Here is an 18,623-nt window from a genome sequence, read left to right on the forward strand (position 1 = left end):
AAAACTTAAACTATCTGCCATAACTATTTGGTTTTTCTTGATTTATCATCCGCAGATTCGGAAGAATCCTGCAGTAACTCCTGCATATGCCCAGTAGAGAAGCTGCGCCGCTGGCGATGCAACACCTCTGCCCTGCCTTTGCCCTGGTCGACTTTTAAAGTGGTCTCCCAGTACTGGCGGTAGTCGCCACCGTCCCCCAGCTGCACCGCGATCCGGGCGAGAAAATAGCTGCTCTCGAAAACCAGGCCCGAGCCACTGGTCACACCGTAGCTGGCCAACTCGCCGTAATCACTGAAAAACGTGTCCGATTCCCGCTGGCGAACAATCTCCTCGCTGTTGGCCTCCGGCTGCACCGCCTCGATCAATTCCACCGGTGCGAAGTTCACATTGATTTTCGTGTCCGTTTCGGGGAGGGCGCACAGGAAGGGAAGTAATTTCTGCCAGTCCTCCGCCTCCATCCCCTGCACCGCGGCCAGTTCGGACACATCGGTAATCTGCGCATCCGGGGTGCGATGGGCTACATCCAGCCCCAGGTAACCGTCATCCTCAGTGCCCGGGGCCTGCGGGGTATCGTCGGCATCCAGCCAGTCCAGGATCGCCTTGGCCAGCTCCGGCTTGCCGCTGACATTGCGCACGAGGCGCTCGAAAACATCCTTTTGTTCCCCCCCCTGCCTGCCCGAGCCGCCTCTGGAGTCGCCTCTGGAGTCGCCTCTGGAGCCGCCTCTGGAGCCGCCTCTCGAGCCGCCCGCGGTGAGATTATTCACATTAAAACATGAATGTAAGTCTTTGATCTGAATCCGGATCTTTCCATTATCCGGATTGAACTCCAACGCTTTCTGCGCCCAGGCTTCGGCGGCATGGTCGGCGGATGGATTCTCTCCCCTGCTACCGGCCTCCTTGTCCGCCTCCCAGTCCCGCTCCAGGACCACCTGCGCCCAGGCTTCGGCGCCGCCGACGAACTCCGCCAGCTGTGTGTTGGCCAGCAACATACCGGTGCGCGACAGGGCGATGCGGTTGCGCAGTATGGCGTGGGTTACCGCGGCGATCGCGATGACCATCACCAGCAGCACGGTGATCAGTGCAACGCCGCGCTGTTGTCTTGGCCCGGCATTATTCACGGGCCTTCCCCGCGCTCGCCGGCGTCTTTATCGGGAGGGCTGGATACGGGAAAGACCCGCCGCAGCTCGCCCCCGGTGCGGGTCATCAGCACCAGCTCGAGAGCCTGGGGCAAGCGGGTGTCCAGTTGGCCGGCGGTAGTCTGTGAGGATGCCGGCGGCCATTGGGACAGCCAGGTTTCGGTATCCGGGTCGTAATAGCGCAGGGTTAGCGCGTCGACGCCGGCGAGTAACGGCTCCGCCACCGGCTCCGAGTCGGGAGCCCGGTCCAGGACCCGCCAGCGACTGCGCAGGAACAAGCCGCCGCTGTCCTCCTCCAGGTCGTTTCCGCCGGGCTCCTCCTCCCGATAACCGAGGGAGTAACCCACGCGCTGCAGCTCGCCGCGGGGCTCGCCGGTGAGATTGGCCGCGCCCAGGCGGGTAAACTCGATTTCGTCCGCGTCGCCCCGCAGGGCTGGTTCGTAGCCTGTGTAGGCATTCTTGACCGGCCGTACCGTCAGCTGGCGGAGGTCGTCGTCGATGCGGTAGAAAGCCATGGACAGCCGCCTCAGCTCCTCCGCGCGCCCTTCCAGTGCCCGGTCGGTGGCGTTGAAGGTGTCCAGCAGGGCGTAGGACCCGATACTGATGATGGAAACCAGTACCAGTACAACCATGATCTCGATCAGGGTGAAGCCGGACTGTTTGAATGCGGAATGCGCCGTTATCTGCCCGCTGCGCGCCTTTGCCCGTCCCACATTCCGTATTCCGCATTGACTCGCGCCATCCATGGCGCTCGCCCTGCGGGCGCCTTCGGCGTCCAAATTTGCTCCTGCAAATTTGTCATCGTTCACCATTCTGCCCCCCTTTCGCCGCCCAGGCATCCAGGGTGAATACCGGATACTCGCCGTCCGGCCGCGCCACTTCCACGATGATATGGCGCATACGCTCCTCTCTGGTGTCCTCCACGGTGGCGGTCACCTGCCACTCGCGCCCACCCAGCGGCACCCGTTCGGCCTTCTCTCCCACCGGCGGCCAGGGGCTGCGCACGCGTATCTCAGCCAGCACTTCCTGCGCCACCCAACTGGCGGCCAGGCGCTCCTCCATGGCTGCCTGCTGGCGCACACTGCCCTGCATGGTTTTCAGCACGCTGGCGGCGATTACGCCAAAGATCACCAGCGCGACCAGCACCTCCACCAAGGTGAAACCGGAGGAGCGAGAAACGGGAACTGCGGGACCCGGGACCCGGGACCCGTATCTACGCTCAGTCATCCACCTGCCACTCCACCTTCAATCCCGCCAGGCTGGTATAGGAAATCGATGCCCCGCGGCTGATGTCGCCGTCACTGAGCAGGAACATGGCCAGCTCTACCGGGAGGATTTCACCGCTGGAAAGCGCCACGAACTGGGGGAGTTGTTCCTCCTCCTCTTTTCGCTCAGCGGCGAACTCTTTGGATTCGGCGCCGGGCATCTGGGCTTCCTCCAGCACTTCCAGGCGGATATTTTCCGGCAACTGATGAGAGGCAAAACGCGCGGCGCTGCGGCCCGCGGATTCGGTGTCCAGCGCCTGCCACTTCATGGCCGCGGCATCGAAACGCACCACGCTGTAGCCGTCACTTTCCATCATCACCCCGTAGTGCGCCTTGTCGATCAAGGCCCGGTCCGCCACCAGCTGCAACAGGCTGGCCAGGCGCTGGACCTCGCCGGTCCAGTTGCGGTTGCCGGCGCCGCCCAGGGACAGCACCGCCATCCCCGCCAGGGTGGCGATGATAACGATGACGACCAGAATCTCGATCAGGGTGAAGCCGGATTGACGGGAACCGGAACCCGGGACCCGGGACCCGGCGCGAGAAAGGCTTGGGGATAGAGTGCCGGCAGTACCCTCGCTTTGGCAGCGCCCGTCCGGCAGACAAACCCGAGTCCCGAGTCCCGAGTCCCGAGTCCCGATCTGTCCGGGGAGCGATTCAAGCCCCCCTATTTCAAGCCGGCACGCCATCCCGGTCAAACTCAAAGTTCGGCGAGCGATAGATCCGACGCCTCGCCTTCTCCTCCGGGCTTGCCGTCAGCGCCCAGGCTGTACAGATCGTAGGGGCCGGTGCTGCCGGGGCTGATGTACTGGTATTCATTGCCCCAGGGGTCCTTGGGAGCCTTTTTCAGATAGGGCTCGTTCCAGTTTTTCGCCTCTGGAAAGCCGGAGGGTTTGCTCACCAGTGCCTGCAGGCCCTGGTCGGAGCTGGGGTACACGAAGTTATCCATGCGGTACATATCCAGCGCCGTCTCGATGGCGCGCAGGTCCACCACTGCGGCCTTCATCCGCGCCTCGCCGGTGCGTCCCAGCACGTTGGGCACCACCAGGGCGCCGAGCACCCCGAGAATCACGATCACCACCATGATCTCGATCAGCGTAAAGCCGCCGCTTTTGCGTAAATTTCTCATTTTCTCGCTCCCTTCGCCTGTAGACAGGCTTTTACACAACCAGTTGATTCATGCTCATGATGGGCATCATGATCGCCATCACAATAAACAGAACGATCCCGGCCATCAGCAGCAGCATGGCCGGTTCGAACAGACTGACAAACGCGGTAACCGCCCCCTGCAGATCCTGCTCCTGGGATTCCGCAGCGCGGCGGAGCATTTCATCCAGGGTGCCGGAGGATTCACCGCTGGCGATCATATAGATCATCATGGGCGGGAAATACTCCACGTCTTCCAGCGCACGGCGCAAACTGCCACCTTCGCGCACAGATTTCTGCGCCGCCTGCAAACGCTCCTTGAGAAAATCGTTGCTCATCACCCCACTGGCGATGCCCATCGCCTGCACCAGGGGTACGCTGCTGCCGGTGAGAATCGCCAGGGTACCCACATAGCGAGCGCTCTGGCCACCCCGAACCAGCCAGCCGATCAGAGGCAGTTCCAGCAACCGATGGTGAAAGCGATAACGGGCTGCCGGGCGGCGTAACAGGAAAATAATCGCCACTATCAACGCCGCCAGCGCCGGGGGCACCAGCCAGCCCCAGGCGGAGATAAAGTCGCTCACCGCCACCAGTATGCGCGTGGGCAGGGGCAATACCTGGCCGGTGCCGGTAAACACCTCGATCACGTCCGGCACTACGTAGACCATCAGGCCGGTCACCACCAGGACACAGATGAATACCAGCACCATCGGGTAGATCAGCGCCAATTGCACTTTCTGGCGGAATTTCTGCTGGTTCTCGGTGTAGTCGCCGAGACGCTCCAGCACCGCGTCCAGGTGGCCAGAGTGTTCCCCCGCCTCCACCGTTGCACGATACAGTTTCGGGAAGGCCCGGGGAAAACTGCCCAGGGCTTGGGCAAAACTGTGGCCCTCCAGCACCTTGCCGCGCACCGCGAGCACGATGCGGCGAATCTTGTGATTGCGGGTCTGGCTGGCGATGGCGCCGAGAGTCTCTTCCAGGGGAATGCCGGCGCGCAGCAGCGTGGCGATCTGGCGGGTGAGCAGCGCCAGGTGTTTGATACTGAGACCCGGGCTTCCGGCAAGCAGGCTGCCGCCACTCTCGCCGGCGCTGTCCGCCGCCGGGGACACCTCCAGTGGCACCAACCCCTTGGCGCGCAACTGCTGGCGCGCCGCGCGGGGGCTGTCGGCCTCGAGAGTGCCGCGGTTCTTGCGGCCGGAATCGGTAAGGGCGATGTATTGGAAGGCGGCCACGACTTAGAGCCCTCCGAGCCCGGAAAAGGTAGGGGAGAATCGGGATCCGGGTCCCGCGATCCCGCCGTCAAGACTCCTGCGTAACACGCACCACCTCCTCCAGCGAAGTCACCCCCGCCAATACCTTCGCCACGCCGTCCTCGCGAATACTGGAGGCCACCTTGCGCGCCTCCGTTACCAGCTTGCTCTCGGAAGCGCGGTCGTGGATCAGCTGGCGCAGGATATCGTTGACGGGTACCAGTTCATAGATACCCACTCGACCTACATAGCCGCTTTGACTGCAGTGATCGCAGCCGGCGGGACGGTAAATCACCGCCTCCTCCATCCCCAGCAGGCGGCACTCGGAGGCGTCGGCGCTGTGGGGCTGCCGGCATTCCGGGCAGAGCACCCGCACCAGGCGCTGGGCCAGCACACCGATCAGGCTGGAGGAGAGCAGGAAGGGTTCGATGCCCATGTCCACCAGGCGGGTCACCGCGCCCAGGGCGGTATTGGTGTGCAGGGTGGAGAGCACCAGGTGGCCGGTGAGACTCGCCTGGATTGCGATCTGCATGGTCTCCAGGTCGCGGATCTCCCCCACCATCACCACGTCCGGGTCCTGGCGCAGTATCGCGCGCAGGCCGCGGGCGAAGGTCATGTCCGCCTTCGTATTCACCTGGGTCTGGCCGACGCCCTCCAGGTTGTACTCCACCGGGTCCTCGACTGTGAGGATGTTCTTCTCCCGGTTGTTGATGCTGGCGAGGCCGGCATAGAGGGTGGTGGTCTTGCCGGAGCCGGTGGGGCCAGTGACCAGCAGGATGCCGTGGGGGCGCCCCAGCAGTTCGGTCATCACCTGCAGGTCGCGGTCCGCCATGCCCAGCTTGCCCATGTCCATCTTGCCCGCCTGCTTGTCCAGCAGGCGCATCACCACCCGCTCGCCGGCAGAGGACGGCATGGTGGAGACGCGCACGTCCACCTCGCGCCCGGCCATCAGCAGGGAGATGCGGCCGTCCTGGGGAACGCGCTTCTCGGCGATGTCCAGCTTGGCCATTACCTTGATACGGGACACCAACAGCGGCGCCAGCGCGCGGCGCGGCTGCAGCACTTCGCGCAGCACGCCGTCCACGCGGAAACGCACCACCAGCCGCTTCTCGAAGGTCTCGATGTGGATATCCGAGGCCCCCTGCTTGAGGGACTCGGCGAAGATGGCGTTGATCAGCTTGACGATGGGGGCATCGTCTTCCTGCTCCAGCAGGTCTTCGGTCTCCGGCAGGGAGTCGGCCACCGCGGCCAGGTCCAGGTCGTCGCCCAGAGTCTCGACATCGGAGAGATTGCCACCCTCGCGGTTTTCGTACAGCCGCTGCAGAGCGGCCTGGAAAGCCTCCTCCCCCACCGCCTCGATCTCCACCGGCCGACCACAGAGACGCTGCACTTCCGCCAGTACAGACGGGTTCAGTGGCGCGACATACTGGCAGCGGGCACCGCCGTCCACGTCGAGCAGCAGCGCACGGTGGCGCTTGGCGAAGGCATAGGGCAACCGCTTTACTGCCCGGATTGTCACTTCCGCACTGGCCGTCATTTTTCCGCCTCTATCACCTCTGCATCGAGAACTTCCACCGGCGTCTCTCCCTCCGGTTTCACTCCCATGCCGTCGTAGCCGCCGGTGGGCGGCAGCAGGTCCGGCAGCACATCGCCGCGGTGCCAGTCCCAAATCAGGCTGGTCCTGTCCTTCAGGTGAATCTGTTTCTCCTGCAGGTCCAGGTAGCGCTTGCGGGTCTCCTCGTAGCCAGCAATCTGGGTGTTGAGGATTTTTGGGCGTATGAACACCATCAGGTTGGTCTTCTTGACATCTTTTCTAGTATTGCGAAACAGCCGGCCGATACCCGGGATATCCCCCAGCAGCGGCACCTTGGATACGGACTCGTTGACCTGATCCTCGATCAGGCCGCCGAGCACCAGTATGGCGCCGTCGTCGACCAATACCTTGGTGCGGATCTCCCGCTTGCTGGTCACGATATCCACCGCGCCCTCGTTGCTGGGCAGCACATTCTCCACCTTCTGCTCTATCTCCAGTGTCACCGAGTTGTTGTTGTTCACCCGCGGAGTCACTTTGAGTTCGGTGCCGATATCCTCGCGCTGAATGGTGGTAAAGGGGTCGCGGCTGCTGCCGGAGAGCAACTGCTCACCGGTAACGAAGGGCACATTCTGGCCCACCAGTATCTCCGCCTCCTCGTTGTCCAGCGCCATGATGGTTGGCGTGGAGAGGATATTGGCGTTGCTCTCCGAGGCGATGGCATTGATCGCGGCGCGGATATCGGTGCCGCTCAAATAGCCCAGGTTCAGGGCACCGGCGCCGGCCAGACTGCGCAGCGGCAGAGAGAAGGGGTTCAAGGTTTCGACCACTTCGCCATCCTCATTGATAGCCTGAGTGGCGGGGCTGTTGTTCCAGCCGGCCACGACATTCTCGTTGGCGCCGGCGATCCAGCTGATACCCAGTTCGTTGCCGGTACCCTCGGTCACCTCGACGATAATCGCCTCGATCAATACCTGCGCGCGGCGCACGTCCAGCTTGGCGATCACCCCTTTCATGGTTTCCAGCAGCGACGGCGGCGCGGTGAGTATCAGGGCGTTGAGAGCCTCGTTGACCTGGATGCTCACTTCCACATCGGCGATCTGCTGGTCCTTCTCGGTCTTCTGGATGCTGCCGCTCATGCCCTCGAGGATCGGCTTGAGATCCACGGCGCTCGCGTACTGCACATAGACCACTGCAGTGTTGCCCTCACCATCCAGCGGCTGGTCGAGACGGGCTATCACATTCTTCAGTTGCTGGCGGGTCACCGGGTCGCCGGTGAGCAGCACGCTGTTGGAGCGCTCGTCCACTGCGATGCGCAGAGGCTGCACCTCACTACCTGGGCTGCTCTTGCCACCCGCCTGCAGCAACTCACCCAATACCTGTTTTACTTCCTTGGCGGAGGCGAACTGCAGTGGCACCAGTTCAATCTCGATGGCGCCGGCGCGGTCCAGCTGCTTGACCAGATGCACTATCTGATCGATGTTTGCGGCGCGGTCGGCGATGATCAGGGTGTTGGTGTCGGCGTAGGCGGCCAGGTGGCCGGTCTGCGGAATCAGCGGGCGCAGCATGGCAATCAGTTGGGCCGCAGAGATGTTCTCCACCCGCACGGTACGCACCACCAGGGACTCTGGCGGTGCGCGGGTCTCGTCGCTCACGACCGGAATCGCCTGCTGCTTGGCCAGGGCATCGGGCACCACTTTCCAGGCCCCCCCCTGCTCCACCAGGCTGAAGCCATTGACCTGGAGCACTGACATAAAGACTTCAAAGGCCTCTTGATGGGACATGGGGTCGCCGGCAACGACGGTGACCTTACCCTTCACATTGGGGTGCACAATGATGTTCTTGCCGGTGAAATCCGCCGCCCAGTTGATCAGGTCACGGATATCGGCGTTGTCCAGCGACAGGGTCACCCTTTCCGGACCTTGGGTCAGCGCTGCCCCTTCCGGGCCCCGCGCCAGAACTTCCCCTTCCGGGGGTTGAGCCAGTATTGAAGTCGATATCAACAAACCCAGGCTGACTGCGAACAGCCGTCGATAGAACATCCTCATCATTATTATCTGGCTCTTTTATTTTGTAAGTCTGAAAGAAATGGTCTTGGCAATCTGGCGATCAGTTTCTGCGGGCAGCCCTCCGCTCGCGGGCCAGCTCTCGCAGTTCCTCCAGGCGCTCGCGGATGGACTGCTGCTTCTCAGAGCTGCTGACCGCGCCGGCCGCACTGGCTTCCACTGCCTGGCGGGCGTAGTTGGCAATCTCCCGCATGGGAACGCTGGGGCGGCCATCCTCATCCGGATAGGTCAGCTTTTCCATTTTGCCGTTGCGCTGTAGCACAATATGGTCCACCGCCACGGAGTAAAGTTCCGCCCCCCCGGGCAGACTGTCACCGATATAGACGCGCTGGGCCGGTTTGCCCTTCTCCGACACCAGGGCGCTGGCCTTATCCTTGGCACTGCTGTCGAGTACTCCCGACAGCACCAGGTTGAGCTGGGTGATGGGAATATTGGCCAGATCCACTTCCGGCTGCTGGGTGGCAGCCTTCATTGGGGCCCGGCCGAAGAAAGGAGTATTGGGCAGGGATTCCACCCGGCCGACAGCGGATGCCTGCACACTACGCCGGGCCAACAGCGACTCCTCGCTATTGTCGGGAACCACCAGTGCACCGTAGGCCGCCAGGTTGAGCAGCAACCAGCCACCGACGACAGCGGTAGAAGCCAGGGTGCTGCGCGGCAAAGACTTGCGCCGCCCAACGACTGCACCAATAGAGATAAAGGCTTGTTTTACTGCGGACATGAACAACCTTGTGAGTCACTTCAACGATTGACTATATTTATCAATTATTGACGCCTATTCTCTTTCGTCACCTAATGAAACGCAACGTTCACTATTTGGCGCATCATACAGCATACTATTTAGTCAGTACACTATTTGATCACCCCCCCCCCTGCAAAACCGCCCAGTGATAGCCCTTCTCAGCAGAGCGACTCAAATAAAAACAAAAAGGCGGCTCAATGCCGCCCTTCGGGGTCGATCAGTATACTAACTGAAAATTACAGCTTTGTTTCCAGTTCCGGCACTGCATCGAAGAGATCCGCCACCAGGCCATAGTCCGCAACGGAGAAAATCGGCGCTTCCTCGTCCTTGTTGATGGCCACGATCACCTTGGAATCCTTCATCCCCGCCAGGTGCTGAATGGCACCGGAGATGCCCACGGCGATGTACAGGTCGGGCGCGACTATCTTGCCGGTCTGGCCCACTTGCATGTCGTTGGGCACGAAGCCGGCGTCCACCGCGGCGCGGGAGGCACCTACAGCGGCTCCGAGTTTGTCAGCCAGCTTGTACAGCATCTCGAAGTTGTCACCGTTCTGCATACCGCGGCCGCCGGAGATCACCACCTTCGCAGAGGTCAGTTCCGGGCGGTCGGATACCGCCAGCTCTTCGCCAACGAAAGAGGAGACGCCGGCGTCCTCGGCGATATCCACAGTCTCCACCGCGGCGCTGCCCCCCTCCGCAACCGCAGCATCGAAGGCGGTGGTGCGCACTGTGATCACCTTGGTGGTGTCGGAACTCTGTACCGTGGCGATCACGTTGCCGGCGTAGATGGGGCGCTTGAAAGTATCGGCGCTCTCCACAGCGAGGATGTCGGAGATGGGCTGCACGTCCAACAGCGCCGCAACGCGCGGCAGCATGTTCTTGCCGGTGGTGGTGGCCGGAGCCAGGATATGGCTATAGTCCCCACCCAGGTCCGCCACCAGCTTGGCCACATTCTCCGCCAGTTGGTGTTCGTAGCCGGCGTTGTCCGCCACCAGAACCTTGGCGACGCCGTCGATCCTGGCCGCTGCCTCGGCTGCGGCGCCGCACTCGGCGCCGGCTACCAGTATGTGAATATCGCCACCGATGGCCTTGGCCGCGGCGACGGTATTGAGCGTGGCGCCCTTGATCTCGGCGTTGTCGTGTTCCGCAATAACCAGAATGCTCATTGGATTACCTTCGCCTCATTCTTCAGTTTCTCTAGCAATTCGTCCACGCTGGCGACCTTGACGCCCGCCTGGCGCTCGGCCGGCGGCTCGACTTTCAGGGTCGTGGTACGCGGGGTAACATCCACACCCAGCTCTTCCGGGCTAGTGGTGTCGAGCGGCTTCTTCTTCGCCTTCATGATGTTGGGGAGGGAGGCGTAGCGCGGCTCGTTCAGGCGCAGGTCGGTGGTGACGATCGCCGGCAGCTTCAGGGAGACGGTCTGCAGGCCGCCGTCGACCTCGCGGGTCACCTTGACGGAACCATCTTCCACCACCACTTCGGAGGCGAAGGTGCCCTGCCCCATGCCAGTCAACGCGCCCAGCATCTGGCCGGTCTGGTTGTTGTCGCCGTCGATGGACTGTTTACCCAGGATCACCAGTTGGGGCTCTTCCTTATCCGCGATGGCCTTCAGGCACTTGGCCACCGCCAACGGCTGCAGCTCGGCGTCGGTTTCCACCAGGATGCCGCGGTCGGCGCCCAGCGCCAGCGCGGTGCGGATCTGCTCCTGGCACTGCTTGGGTCCCATGGAGACGGCGACTATCTCGCTGACAACGCCTTTCTCCTTCAAGCGTACCGCCTCTTCCACGGCGATTTCGCAGAAGGGATTGATAGACATTTTCACGTTGGCAGTATCGACGTCGGAGCCGTCCGCCTTCGGGCGGACCTTGACGTTGAAGTCCACAACGCGTTTCACAGCTACAAGAACTTTCATGGATATCCCGTCTCAGTAGTCTTTACTTGGGAACCGCGACTGACTGTTCACATCGCGAACAAATACGGTCTTCGAGTCAAACAGGCGTTTGAACGGCGGCTATGTTGACCCTTCTAACGGCCAAAATCAATAGTCGAATAGCCGCGTCCGACGCCATTCAACAAATCTATTTCCGGGTATAAAAGCGAGCAATTTCAACAGCCTATCTCACCGAACTGCGGCGTATTTGCCACGGCAATTGAATAATCCTGCAATTGGTAGCGCTGGTTAAAGGCCTATATAATCCGCTGCCAATCAGGGGCCGGGATTCAACGTCGAATCACCCGGACAGAATAAAAGATACATGATGCGCAGGCCCGAGTTGTAAAACACAGCTCATAAAACAACCAGCTGAGGAGAGCGCCGTGGAACGCGAATCAATGGAATACGATGTAGTGATCGTGGGCGCCGGCCCCGCGGGACTGGCGGCGGCCTGCCGTCTTCGCCAGCTCAACGAAGACATCTCCGTGTGCGTGGTGGAAAAGGGCTCCGAAGTGGGTGCCCATATTCTCTCCGGCGCGGTATTCGAACCCACCGCCCTGAACGAACTCTTCCCGGACTGGAAAGACCGCGGCGCCCCCCTCAATACTCCTGTCAAAGGCGACGACATCTATGTGATGGGCAGCGCAGAGAAAGCCACCCGCGTACCCAACCTCTTTGTGCCCAGCACCATGCACAATGAGGGCAACTACATTATCAGCCTCGGCAACCTGTGCCGCTGGCTGGCGGAACAGGCGGAGAACCTGGGAGTGGAGATCTTCCCCGGCTTCGCCGCCGCCGAAGTGCTCTACAACGAGGACGGCTCCGTCAAAGGCATCGCCACCGGCGATATGGGCGTGGGTGCCAATGGCGAGCACAAGGACTCCTACATGCCCGGCATGGAGCTGCACGCCAAGTACACCCTCTTCGCCGAGGGCTGCCGCGGCCACCTGGGCAAACAGCTGATCGAGCGCTTCAAGCTGAACGAGGGCGTGGACCCGCAGCATTACGGCATCGGCATCAAGGAAATCTGGAAAGTCAGCGACGATAAGCACCAGCAGGGTCTGGTGGTGCACACCGCCGGCTGGCCCCTGGACGAGAGCGGCTCTCACGGCGGCGGCTTCCTCTATCACCTGGAGGACAGCCAAGTGGTGGTGGGCCTGATCACCGACCTGGCCTACAGCAACCCCCACGTCAGCCCCTTTGACGAATTCCAGCGCTACAAGCACCACCCGGTGATCAAACAGTACCTGGAAGGCGGCCACCGGGTGGCCTATGGCGCCCGCGCCATCACCAAGGGTGGTCTGCAGTCCCAGCCGAAGATGACCTTCCCCGGCGGCCTGCTGATCGGCGACAACGCCGGCACCCTGAACTTCGCCAAGATCAAAGGCAACCACACCGCGATGAAGTCCGGCATGATCGCCGCGGAAGCTGCGGTGGAGGCCCTGGCGGCGGACCGGGCCAACGATGAGCTCACCGAATACACCACCAGGTATCGCAACAGCTGGGCCTGGAAGGAGCTGCACAAGCAGCGCAACTTCGGTCCGGCCCAGCACAAATGGGGCAATATCCTCGGCTCCGCCTACGCCTTTATCGACATCAACATCTTCCAGGGCAAGCTGCCCTGGACTCTGCGCGATCCCAAGGCCGACCACGCCCAACTGAGGCCGGCCGCAGACTGCAAGAAAATCGACTACCCCAAGCCCGACGGCGTGCTCAGCTTCGACAAGCTGTCCTCTGTGTTTATCTCCAACACCAACCACGAGGAAGACCAGCCCTGCCACCTGACCCTGAAGGATGACGAGATACCGCTGAACCACAACCTGCCCATCTACGACGAACCGGCCCAGCGCTACTGCCCCGCCGCCGTCTACGAGGTGGTGGAGGAAGCGGGCAAGCTGCGCTTCCAGATCAACGCCCAGAACTGCGTGCACTGCAAGACCTGCGATATCAAGGACCCGACGCAGAATATCGTCTGGGTCGCGCCGGAGGGCGGCGGCGGGCCCAACTATCCGAATATGTAAATGGTCGGGGCCCGGGACCGCGGAGCTCCAGCTCCGCTTGCGGGCCGGAGGCCCGCCAAGGGCAGATGCGCTCGCTATCCACCCTACAACTTCGTGGCCATCACCGATCGCGGCCAACGGCCGCTCCTACATAGAGGAATCAACCGCCCTCGCACCACCGGCTAAACTGACTCAGTAAAGCCCCTGGTGCACTGAATCCATGAAACCCGCCCTACTCTGTATCGATCTGCAATACCTGGATGCCGCGCGCGGCTGCGGAGTCTTCGCCGACCCGGGCTACAGCGCCTTCGGCAAGGAAGGAGAGGAATACTATTTTGCGCGCCTGGAAAAGCAGGTATTGCCCAATGTGCAGAAACTGCAGGCGCTGTTTCGCGACAAGGGGCTGGAGGTTGCCCATATCCGGGTCATGTCGCAGACCGAGGATGGCCGCGACCGCACTTATTGGCACAAGAAGCTCGGGCTGCACTGCCCGCCCGGTTCGCAGGAAGCCGAGTTCATCGAGCCCGTCGCCCCCCGGGGCGACGACTTGGTCATCAACAAGACTGCTGCCAGCCCTTTCGGCAACAGCGATATCCACACCCTTCTGCGCCGACTGGGCATTGCGCAGCTCTACTGCTGCGGCGTTTTTACTGATGTGGCCGTGGAATCCACCATCCGCGCGGCGGCCGACTTCGGTTACTGCCCGATGCTGATTGAGGACGCCACCGCCTCGGCCAGCGATACCGTCCAGGCTGAGTGTGTCAACCGTCTCGACGGCCGCTTCTGCGAAGTAGTGCGAACCCCGAGTCTGCAGGAAGACTTGGAGCAGCATATTCGCTCGGTAAGAGAAAAAACCGGGTACTGGTGACAGTACCCGGTTGTGAAAGATGGCTTTGACCAATCGCTTGCCACATCCCTGTGGCTCTATTCCTGTTTTTCGAACTTACTCGTCCCGAAATTTTCAAAACTTGTATTGCGCACTCAACGCAAAAGATGAACCCGGCTTCTCCTCGAATACGATCACATCACTGCGCTCAATCTCGATGGACTCGTCAAGCAGGTTTTGCAGCTTCGCCTTGATGGTCATCTCGTTGCTGGGATACCAGGAGTAAGTCAGATCCAGCGAGTGAAACGGCTGCTCGAAGGCATCTGGTGCGCCGTTGCGGCCAGCCAGATACAGGCGTTCACCAAAGACGTTGTAGCCCAGAGTGGCGGAATGACTGCCGTTCGGAGAGTCGAAGCCCACCAGCATATTGACCACATACTCGGAAGCACCGGCCATTTCGCGCACTTGGTTAGTCGGTGCGTCGGCTTCTATGCCGGCCACCAACTCCGAATCCTGCAGGGTCAGGTTGCCCTGTATGAAGAAGATCTCCATAAGGCCGCCCATGAAACCCAAGCTCTTCATACCCTCTATCTCGACACCGGTAATTTCACCGGACTCGGCGTTAACAATTTCGCGGAGCTGGTTGGTATCACTGGTAGCCGCTTCGAAAAATTCGATTGGATCGGTAATATCCTTGTAGAAGGCGGAGATGGTCAGGCTGTCCCCGCTGTCGAAGAACCATTCCCCACGCACATCGTAGTTGTTGATCTCCGACGGGCGCACATTGGCATTCCCCTTAACCTGTTCGTCCGTTATCGGATCTATATAGATAGCGTCGGTAATCTCGCGCAGATCCGGGCGCACGGCGGTTTTCGAAGCGCCGAAACGCAATTGGAAAGTCTCCGCCCACAGGGAGCCCATATAGGTCAGGGAGAGCGAGGGGTAAACGTCGTCCTGCGCATAAACAGCCTGCGCCAGCTCATCCGGATCGGTTGGAATCTGCGGGTCGTCCGGGGTATAACCGTAGGGGTTCCACTCCAACGCCACCTGGTTGTAATCCTCCCAGCGGGCGCCGGCGGAGAGGCGCCAGGTTTCGTTGAAGGTCCAGTCGAACTTACCGTACACCGCATCGGTCAGGGTGGCGGCGATATAACTCTGCTTGTTGCTGCCGGCGCGGTCGAACACAAAATTGTTGTCCGTATCGGTGATATTCTCATCGCCGAACACCTGATCCAGTGATCCACCCAGGATGGAATTGTCGGCGACGCTGAAAATATCCAAGCGCAACTGTGTCTGCTTGTAGGTGCGGCCCTTTTCCGTTCGGGCAAAGCCGCCGCTCAGCTCCAGAGTGGAAGCGGAAAATTCCAACGGCAAGGTGACGGACCAGCCGTAGTTGCGCACCTCGTCTTCCAGTTCCGTAAAACGGAAGTCCGCACTGCGGGAGCCGGTACTCACGACAGAGATGATGGTCTCACCGGTAGCCGGGTTGGTGATATTGTCCGAGTACACATTGACTTCATTCGGAATATCCGTGGAAGCCGCAGCATCCGTATAGAACCAATCGACCCGCAGCTCTTCCGGTACCCAGTCCAGCATGCCACCGGGAACCATTGCCTTGCTTTGCAGGCCAAGGGAATGACTACCCTTGACTTGATTGACCAGCATTTCCCGCTCTTCATACTTCAATGCGTATTCGCGGAAGCCCAGGCCGTCGGAAATCTCCCGGTTTTCGTTGAAATAGTCGCTGATGGAAGTTTCGTCATCGGTATTGCGCAGGAACAGAGTAGTTGCTTCAACCTCGTGTTCGTCGGCGAAGCGCACCCCGATATTCAGGTTGCCGCTCATATTCACCGCATAAGTGGATTCGTTGCGGGTATCGGTACGCTCCTCCGGGAAACCGTGACTCCGCTTGATACGCTCCGTTTCCCGCCATTGGCTTTTGTAGGAACCGCCGGCCAGGAAGCCCAGTTCCCACTGCTCACCAAAGTAGAAGCGGTTGCCCACACTGGCCTTGATGTCCATATCCGGATCGCTGGAATCCTCTTCGACGGCGATGTCCCGGTTCAGATTCAGAGCCAGTTCCCGGTTCAGTGCCTGGGCTGCCGCCTCGGCCTCCTGTTCCGTGGCATACTCGTTGCCTTCGGCAATCAACGTCCTGCGGATACCCGCTACGCTCAGATCGCCCCTGAAACGCTGCATCGCGGCCTTGATATTGCCGGACAGGGCGCGGGTGCCGTCGTCAGTCCCGAACTCATCGTCGCTTCCACCGGAATAGCTCAATACGTCACCATCGGTCTCGGTGTTCATACCGGTGCCGATTTCAATCGAGTAGGTCAGAGCATCCGGAATGCCCTTGGTGCGAATATCCACGTTGCCGCCACCGAAGCCAGCGGCCTTGTCGGCGGAATAGCTTTTCTGCACTGCCAGGGATTCCACCACGGAGGTGGGGAAAAGATCCAGTGGTATCACATTGCGGGACAGATCCGGAGACGGCACAGTGGCACCGTTCAGTGTGGTGCTGGAATAGCGCTCACCCAGACCCCGAACATACACAAATTTGTCATTGACCAAAGACAGGCCAGACACCCGACGCAGAGCCGCGGCCACGGTCGAATCGCCGACGCGGCCGATCATCTCGGAACCGAGAATGTCGGTGACCACCTCTTCTTCCAGGCGCTCACTGACCAGCATTTCCGCCGAATCACGCAGGCGCCCCTGAACCATCACCTCTTCAATTTGCTGGGCTTGCGGTGCCTGGACATCGTCCATTTCTACCTGCGCCCAAACTTGCGGAGTCAGTGAGGAGGCCGCGGCAATAGCCAGTACCAGCGGCGCTCTCTGAAATTTTTCATTCTTAACCATTACCCAGGCCTCTTGTGTTCCTGTTTATCACTGCGGTAGAAGCAAAGAGGGCGCCGGCTCCCGTTGCGAAGCGGCGCCCTTGCATCGGGGATTAACCCGCTTGCGGCTTACTCAAACCACAGCGGCTGAGCGCGGCTGCCTTCGTGCAGGCCGTAAGTCCAGCCCCGGGTCCAGTCAGTACCATTGACATCCAGGGCACCCAGGTAGGCGCGTTCCACCGGAGTCACGGTAGCAGGGGCAGGGTTTCCGTCCACATCCGAACCCACAACCAGGGCATCCGCGGTGTACATGGCCGGGGTTCCGGCCAGTAGGACGAGGTTGGTATCGGCATTTTGGGTGGGATCTACCGCACCGGAGATGGCGGCGAACTGGTTGCCGCTGTTTACGGCCCAGGTTTCCAGATCATCGGCGCCTACCGGGCCGCCTTTGGTCTTGTCTTCGCAAGCGAAGATGTTGGAGGTGATAGCAACTTCAGTGCCAGCTTCCGCTTCGGCCAGGGTCTCATCACTCTCGACACGCAGGCAGTAGTTGCTGCCCTCAGCACCGTTTTCGTCGGCACTGAAGGAGGCGACGATCATGGAGTTGGTGATCATCGGATAGATACCTTCGCGGAAACGCCAGCCGGCACCCGGATCATGAGTACCTGCCGCCTGGGCAGAGACGATACAGGTCAGTCCATCGATCACCGGGCGACTGTTGATGTCCTGACCAATGATGTCCGCGTTTCTGGCCTCGCCCGCCGCATAGGAGCCGATACCATCGGACTCGATACAATGGTTGCCATCGGCCTCGCTCTGAATTACCAGGGCGTTGGTGATAGTGCCGCGGTAGCCTTCGTCGATATCGATGGAGTCGTCGCGCACGTATAAAGCAACGTAGTTTTCGATATTCACGGCACCGCCGAAGAATTCGATGCCGTCATCATAGGTGGAATAGGCCTGCAGATTGCGGACGATGGTGCCACTGCCGACGGCATCGAAAGCGACACCATTCAATTCGTCACCAGCGGCAACCTGGGCACCGGTATGCTTGACCCGTACGAAAGTCAGTTCACCGGAGCTGTCGGCGTTGTTGTCACCACCGTAGTATGAAGCCTCGTCGTCGGTGGAGCCTTCGGCGGCCACATGGCACTCGCCGCTGAGCGCCAGAGTACCGGCATCCAGGTTGCCGGTGTAAGCGCACTTGTTGGTAACGCCAAAGCCATTGATCACCATTCCGCCCCACTGGGAAACGTCTTCAGCAGCTACGGTGCCACGCACGTCGGTTTCGGAAGTGAAAGTGATCGGGGCGGATTCGGTACCGCGGGCAAAAATCTGGGAACCGCGATTGATTACCATGAAGGCAGAGCTGTCTTTGAATGCAATGGTGGCGCCAGCCTGGACTTCCAGCTTGACGGCGTCGCCGCCCTGGGCGATACCGGCCGTCTGCAGCTCCGCGTTGCTACCATAGCTCTCGCCCACGAACAGGCTGCCGTCGAAAATATGTGCACCGTCATTCGGCAAGGCCGGAAGGTAGAGATCTTCCGTCAGCGGGTTGGAGGAAGACACGAAGTCAGTGCCGTAGCGGCAATTGGCACCTTCTGGAGTACCCTGAACACCGGTGCTTTCAATAGTGGCGCAAGAGTTGGTAGTGTCGCCACCCGGGTTGGTTACAGAGTTGTCCGTAGAATTGTCTACGGTAGTCGGCTCGATATCGATACCGCCGCTGTCACAACCGGCCAGCAATGCGGCGATTGTCGCTGCCAACAGCAGCTTGTTGTTTACTCGCTTCATACATTCCCCCTAACGGAAGTTTTGCCTATTCATATGAAAAGCCGGGCAGCTAAAAATCGGTTTTTATGCTTCAGCTGTGCATTCGGATGTCAAA

15 protein-coding genes are annotated in these 18,623 nt (G+C 60.7%); 2 read left to right on the forward strand and 13 right to left on the reverse strand.

The window, feature by feature from the left end:
- Positions 1-23: 23 nt before the first annotated feature.
- The 11 genes from gspK to FHS09_RS10720 all read right to left on the reverse strand — a co-directional run bounded on the left by gspK (position 24) and on the right by FHS09_RS10720 (position 11,048).
- On the reverse strand, positions 24-1,118 hold the full coding sequence (gspK, locus tag FHS09_RS10670) for a type II secretion system minor pseudopilin GspK (protein ID WP_343057470.1): 1,095 nt from the start codon (positions 1,116-1,118) through the stop codon (positions 24-26).
- Positions 1,115-1,849 (reverse strand): type II secretion system minor pseudopilin GspJ, encoded by a 735-nt coding sequence (gene gspJ, locus FHS09_RS10675; protein ID WP_343057471.1) that lies wholly within the window; start codon positions 1,847-1,849, stop codon positions 1,115-1,117. The genes gspK and gspJ overlap by 4 nt, the downstream gene beginning before the upstream one ends.
- An 85-nt stretch (positions 1,850-1,934) precedes the next feature.
- The gene (gene gspI, locus FHS09_RS10680; RefSeq protein WP_183459658.1) at positions 1,935-2,363 is read right to left on the reverse strand and encodes a type II secretion system minor pseudopilin GspI; all 429 of its coding nucleotides are present in this window, start codon (positions 2,361-2,363) and stop codon (positions 1,935-1,937) included.
- A complete protein-coding gene (gene gspH, locus FHS09_RS10685; RefSeq protein WP_183459660.1) occupies positions 2,356-3,087 on the reverse strand; it encodes a type II secretion system minor pseudopilin GspH in 732 nt (243 codons plus the stop codon). The genes gspI and gspH overlap by 8 nt, the downstream gene beginning before the upstream one ends.
- A gap of 11 nt (positions 3,088-3,098) precedes the next feature.
- Entirely contained in the window at positions 3,099-3,527 is a 429-nt protein-coding gene (gene gspG, locus FHS09_RS10690; RefSeq protein ID WP_183459662.1) for a type II secretion system major pseudopilin GspG, read from the reverse strand.
- 31 nt (positions 3,528-3,558) lie between these two features.
- A complete protein-coding gene (gene gspF / locus FHS09_RS10695) occupies positions 3,559-4,776 on the reverse strand; it encodes a type II secretion system inner membrane protein GspF (protein ID WP_183459664.1) in 1,218 nt (405 codons plus the stop codon).
- Positions 4,777-4,843: 67 nt separating this feature from the next.
- Complete coding sequence (gspE, locus tag FHS09_RS10700; protein WP_183459666.1) at positions 4,844-6,331, reverse strand: type II secretion system ATPase GspE; 1,488 nt, start codon at positions 6,329-6,331, stop codon at positions 4,844-4,846.
- Complete coding sequence (gene gspD / locus FHS09_RS10705) at positions 6,328-8,376, reverse strand: type II secretion system secretin GspD (RefSeq protein ID WP_183459668.1); 2,049 nt, start codon at positions 8,374-8,376, stop codon at positions 6,328-6,330. Before gspD ends, gspE begins: the two co-directional genes overlap by 4 nt.
- Before the next feature lie 58 nt (positions 8,377-8,434).
- On the reverse strand, positions 8,435-9,112 hold the full coding sequence (locus FHS09_RS10710; protein WP_183459670.1) for a type II secretion system protein N: 678 nt from the start codon (positions 9,110-9,112) through the stop codon (positions 8,435-8,437).
- Positions 9,113-9,369: 257 nt separating this feature from the next.
- Entirely contained in the window at positions 9,370-10,299 is a 930-nt protein-coding gene (locus FHS09_RS10715) for an electron transfer flavoprotein subunit alpha/FixB family protein (protein WP_183459672.1), read from the reverse strand.
- The gene (locus FHS09_RS10720; RefSeq protein WP_183459674.1) at positions 10,296-11,048 is read right to left on the reverse strand and encodes an electron transfer flavoprotein subunit beta/FixA family protein; all 753 of its coding nucleotides are present in this window, start codon (positions 11,046-11,048) and stop codon (positions 10,296-10,298) included. Before FHS09_RS10720 ends, FHS09_RS10715 begins: the two co-directional genes overlap by 4 nt.
- A 419-nt stretch (positions 11,049-11,467) precedes the next feature.
- On the opposite strand from FHS09_RS10720, the gene FHS09_RS10725 reads away from it, so the two are divergent.
- Both FHS09_RS10725 and FHS09_RS10730 read left to right on the forward strand, forming a co-directional pair.
- Entirely contained in the window at positions 11,468-13,090 is a 1,623-nt protein-coding gene (locus FHS09_RS10725) for an electron transfer flavoprotein-ubiquinone oxidoreductase (protein ID WP_221191948.1), read from the forward strand.
- 199 nt (positions 13,091-13,289) lie between these two features.
- Positions 13,290-13,937 (forward strand): cysteine hydrolase family protein, encoded by a 648-nt coding sequence (locus FHS09_RS10730; RefSeq protein ID WP_183459678.1) that lies wholly within the window; start codon positions 13,290-13,292, stop codon positions 13,935-13,937.
- A 93-nt stretch (positions 13,938-14,030) separates the two neighbouring features.
- On the opposite strand, the gene FHS09_RS10735 is transcribed toward FHS09_RS10730, so the two are convergent.
- Both FHS09_RS10735 and FHS09_RS10740 read right to left on the reverse strand, forming a co-directional pair.
- Complete coding sequence (locus FHS09_RS10735) at positions 14,031-16,757, reverse strand: TonB-dependent receptor domain-containing protein (RefSeq protein WP_183459680.1); 2,727 nt, start codon at positions 16,755-16,757, stop codon at positions 14,031-14,033.
- 107 nt (positions 16,758-16,864) lie between these two features.
- Entirely contained in the window at positions 16,865-18,529 is a 1,665-nt protein-coding gene (locus FHS09_RS10740; protein ID WP_183459682.1) for a serine/threonine protein kinase, read from the reverse strand.
- Positions 18,530-18,623: the final 94 nt, after the last annotated feature.

Source organism: Microbulbifer rhizosphaerae, from assembly GCF_014191725.1.
Lineage (GTDB): Bacteria > Pseudomonadota > Gammaproteobacteria > Pseudomonadales > Cellvibrionaceae > Microbulbifer > Microbulbifer rhizosphaerae.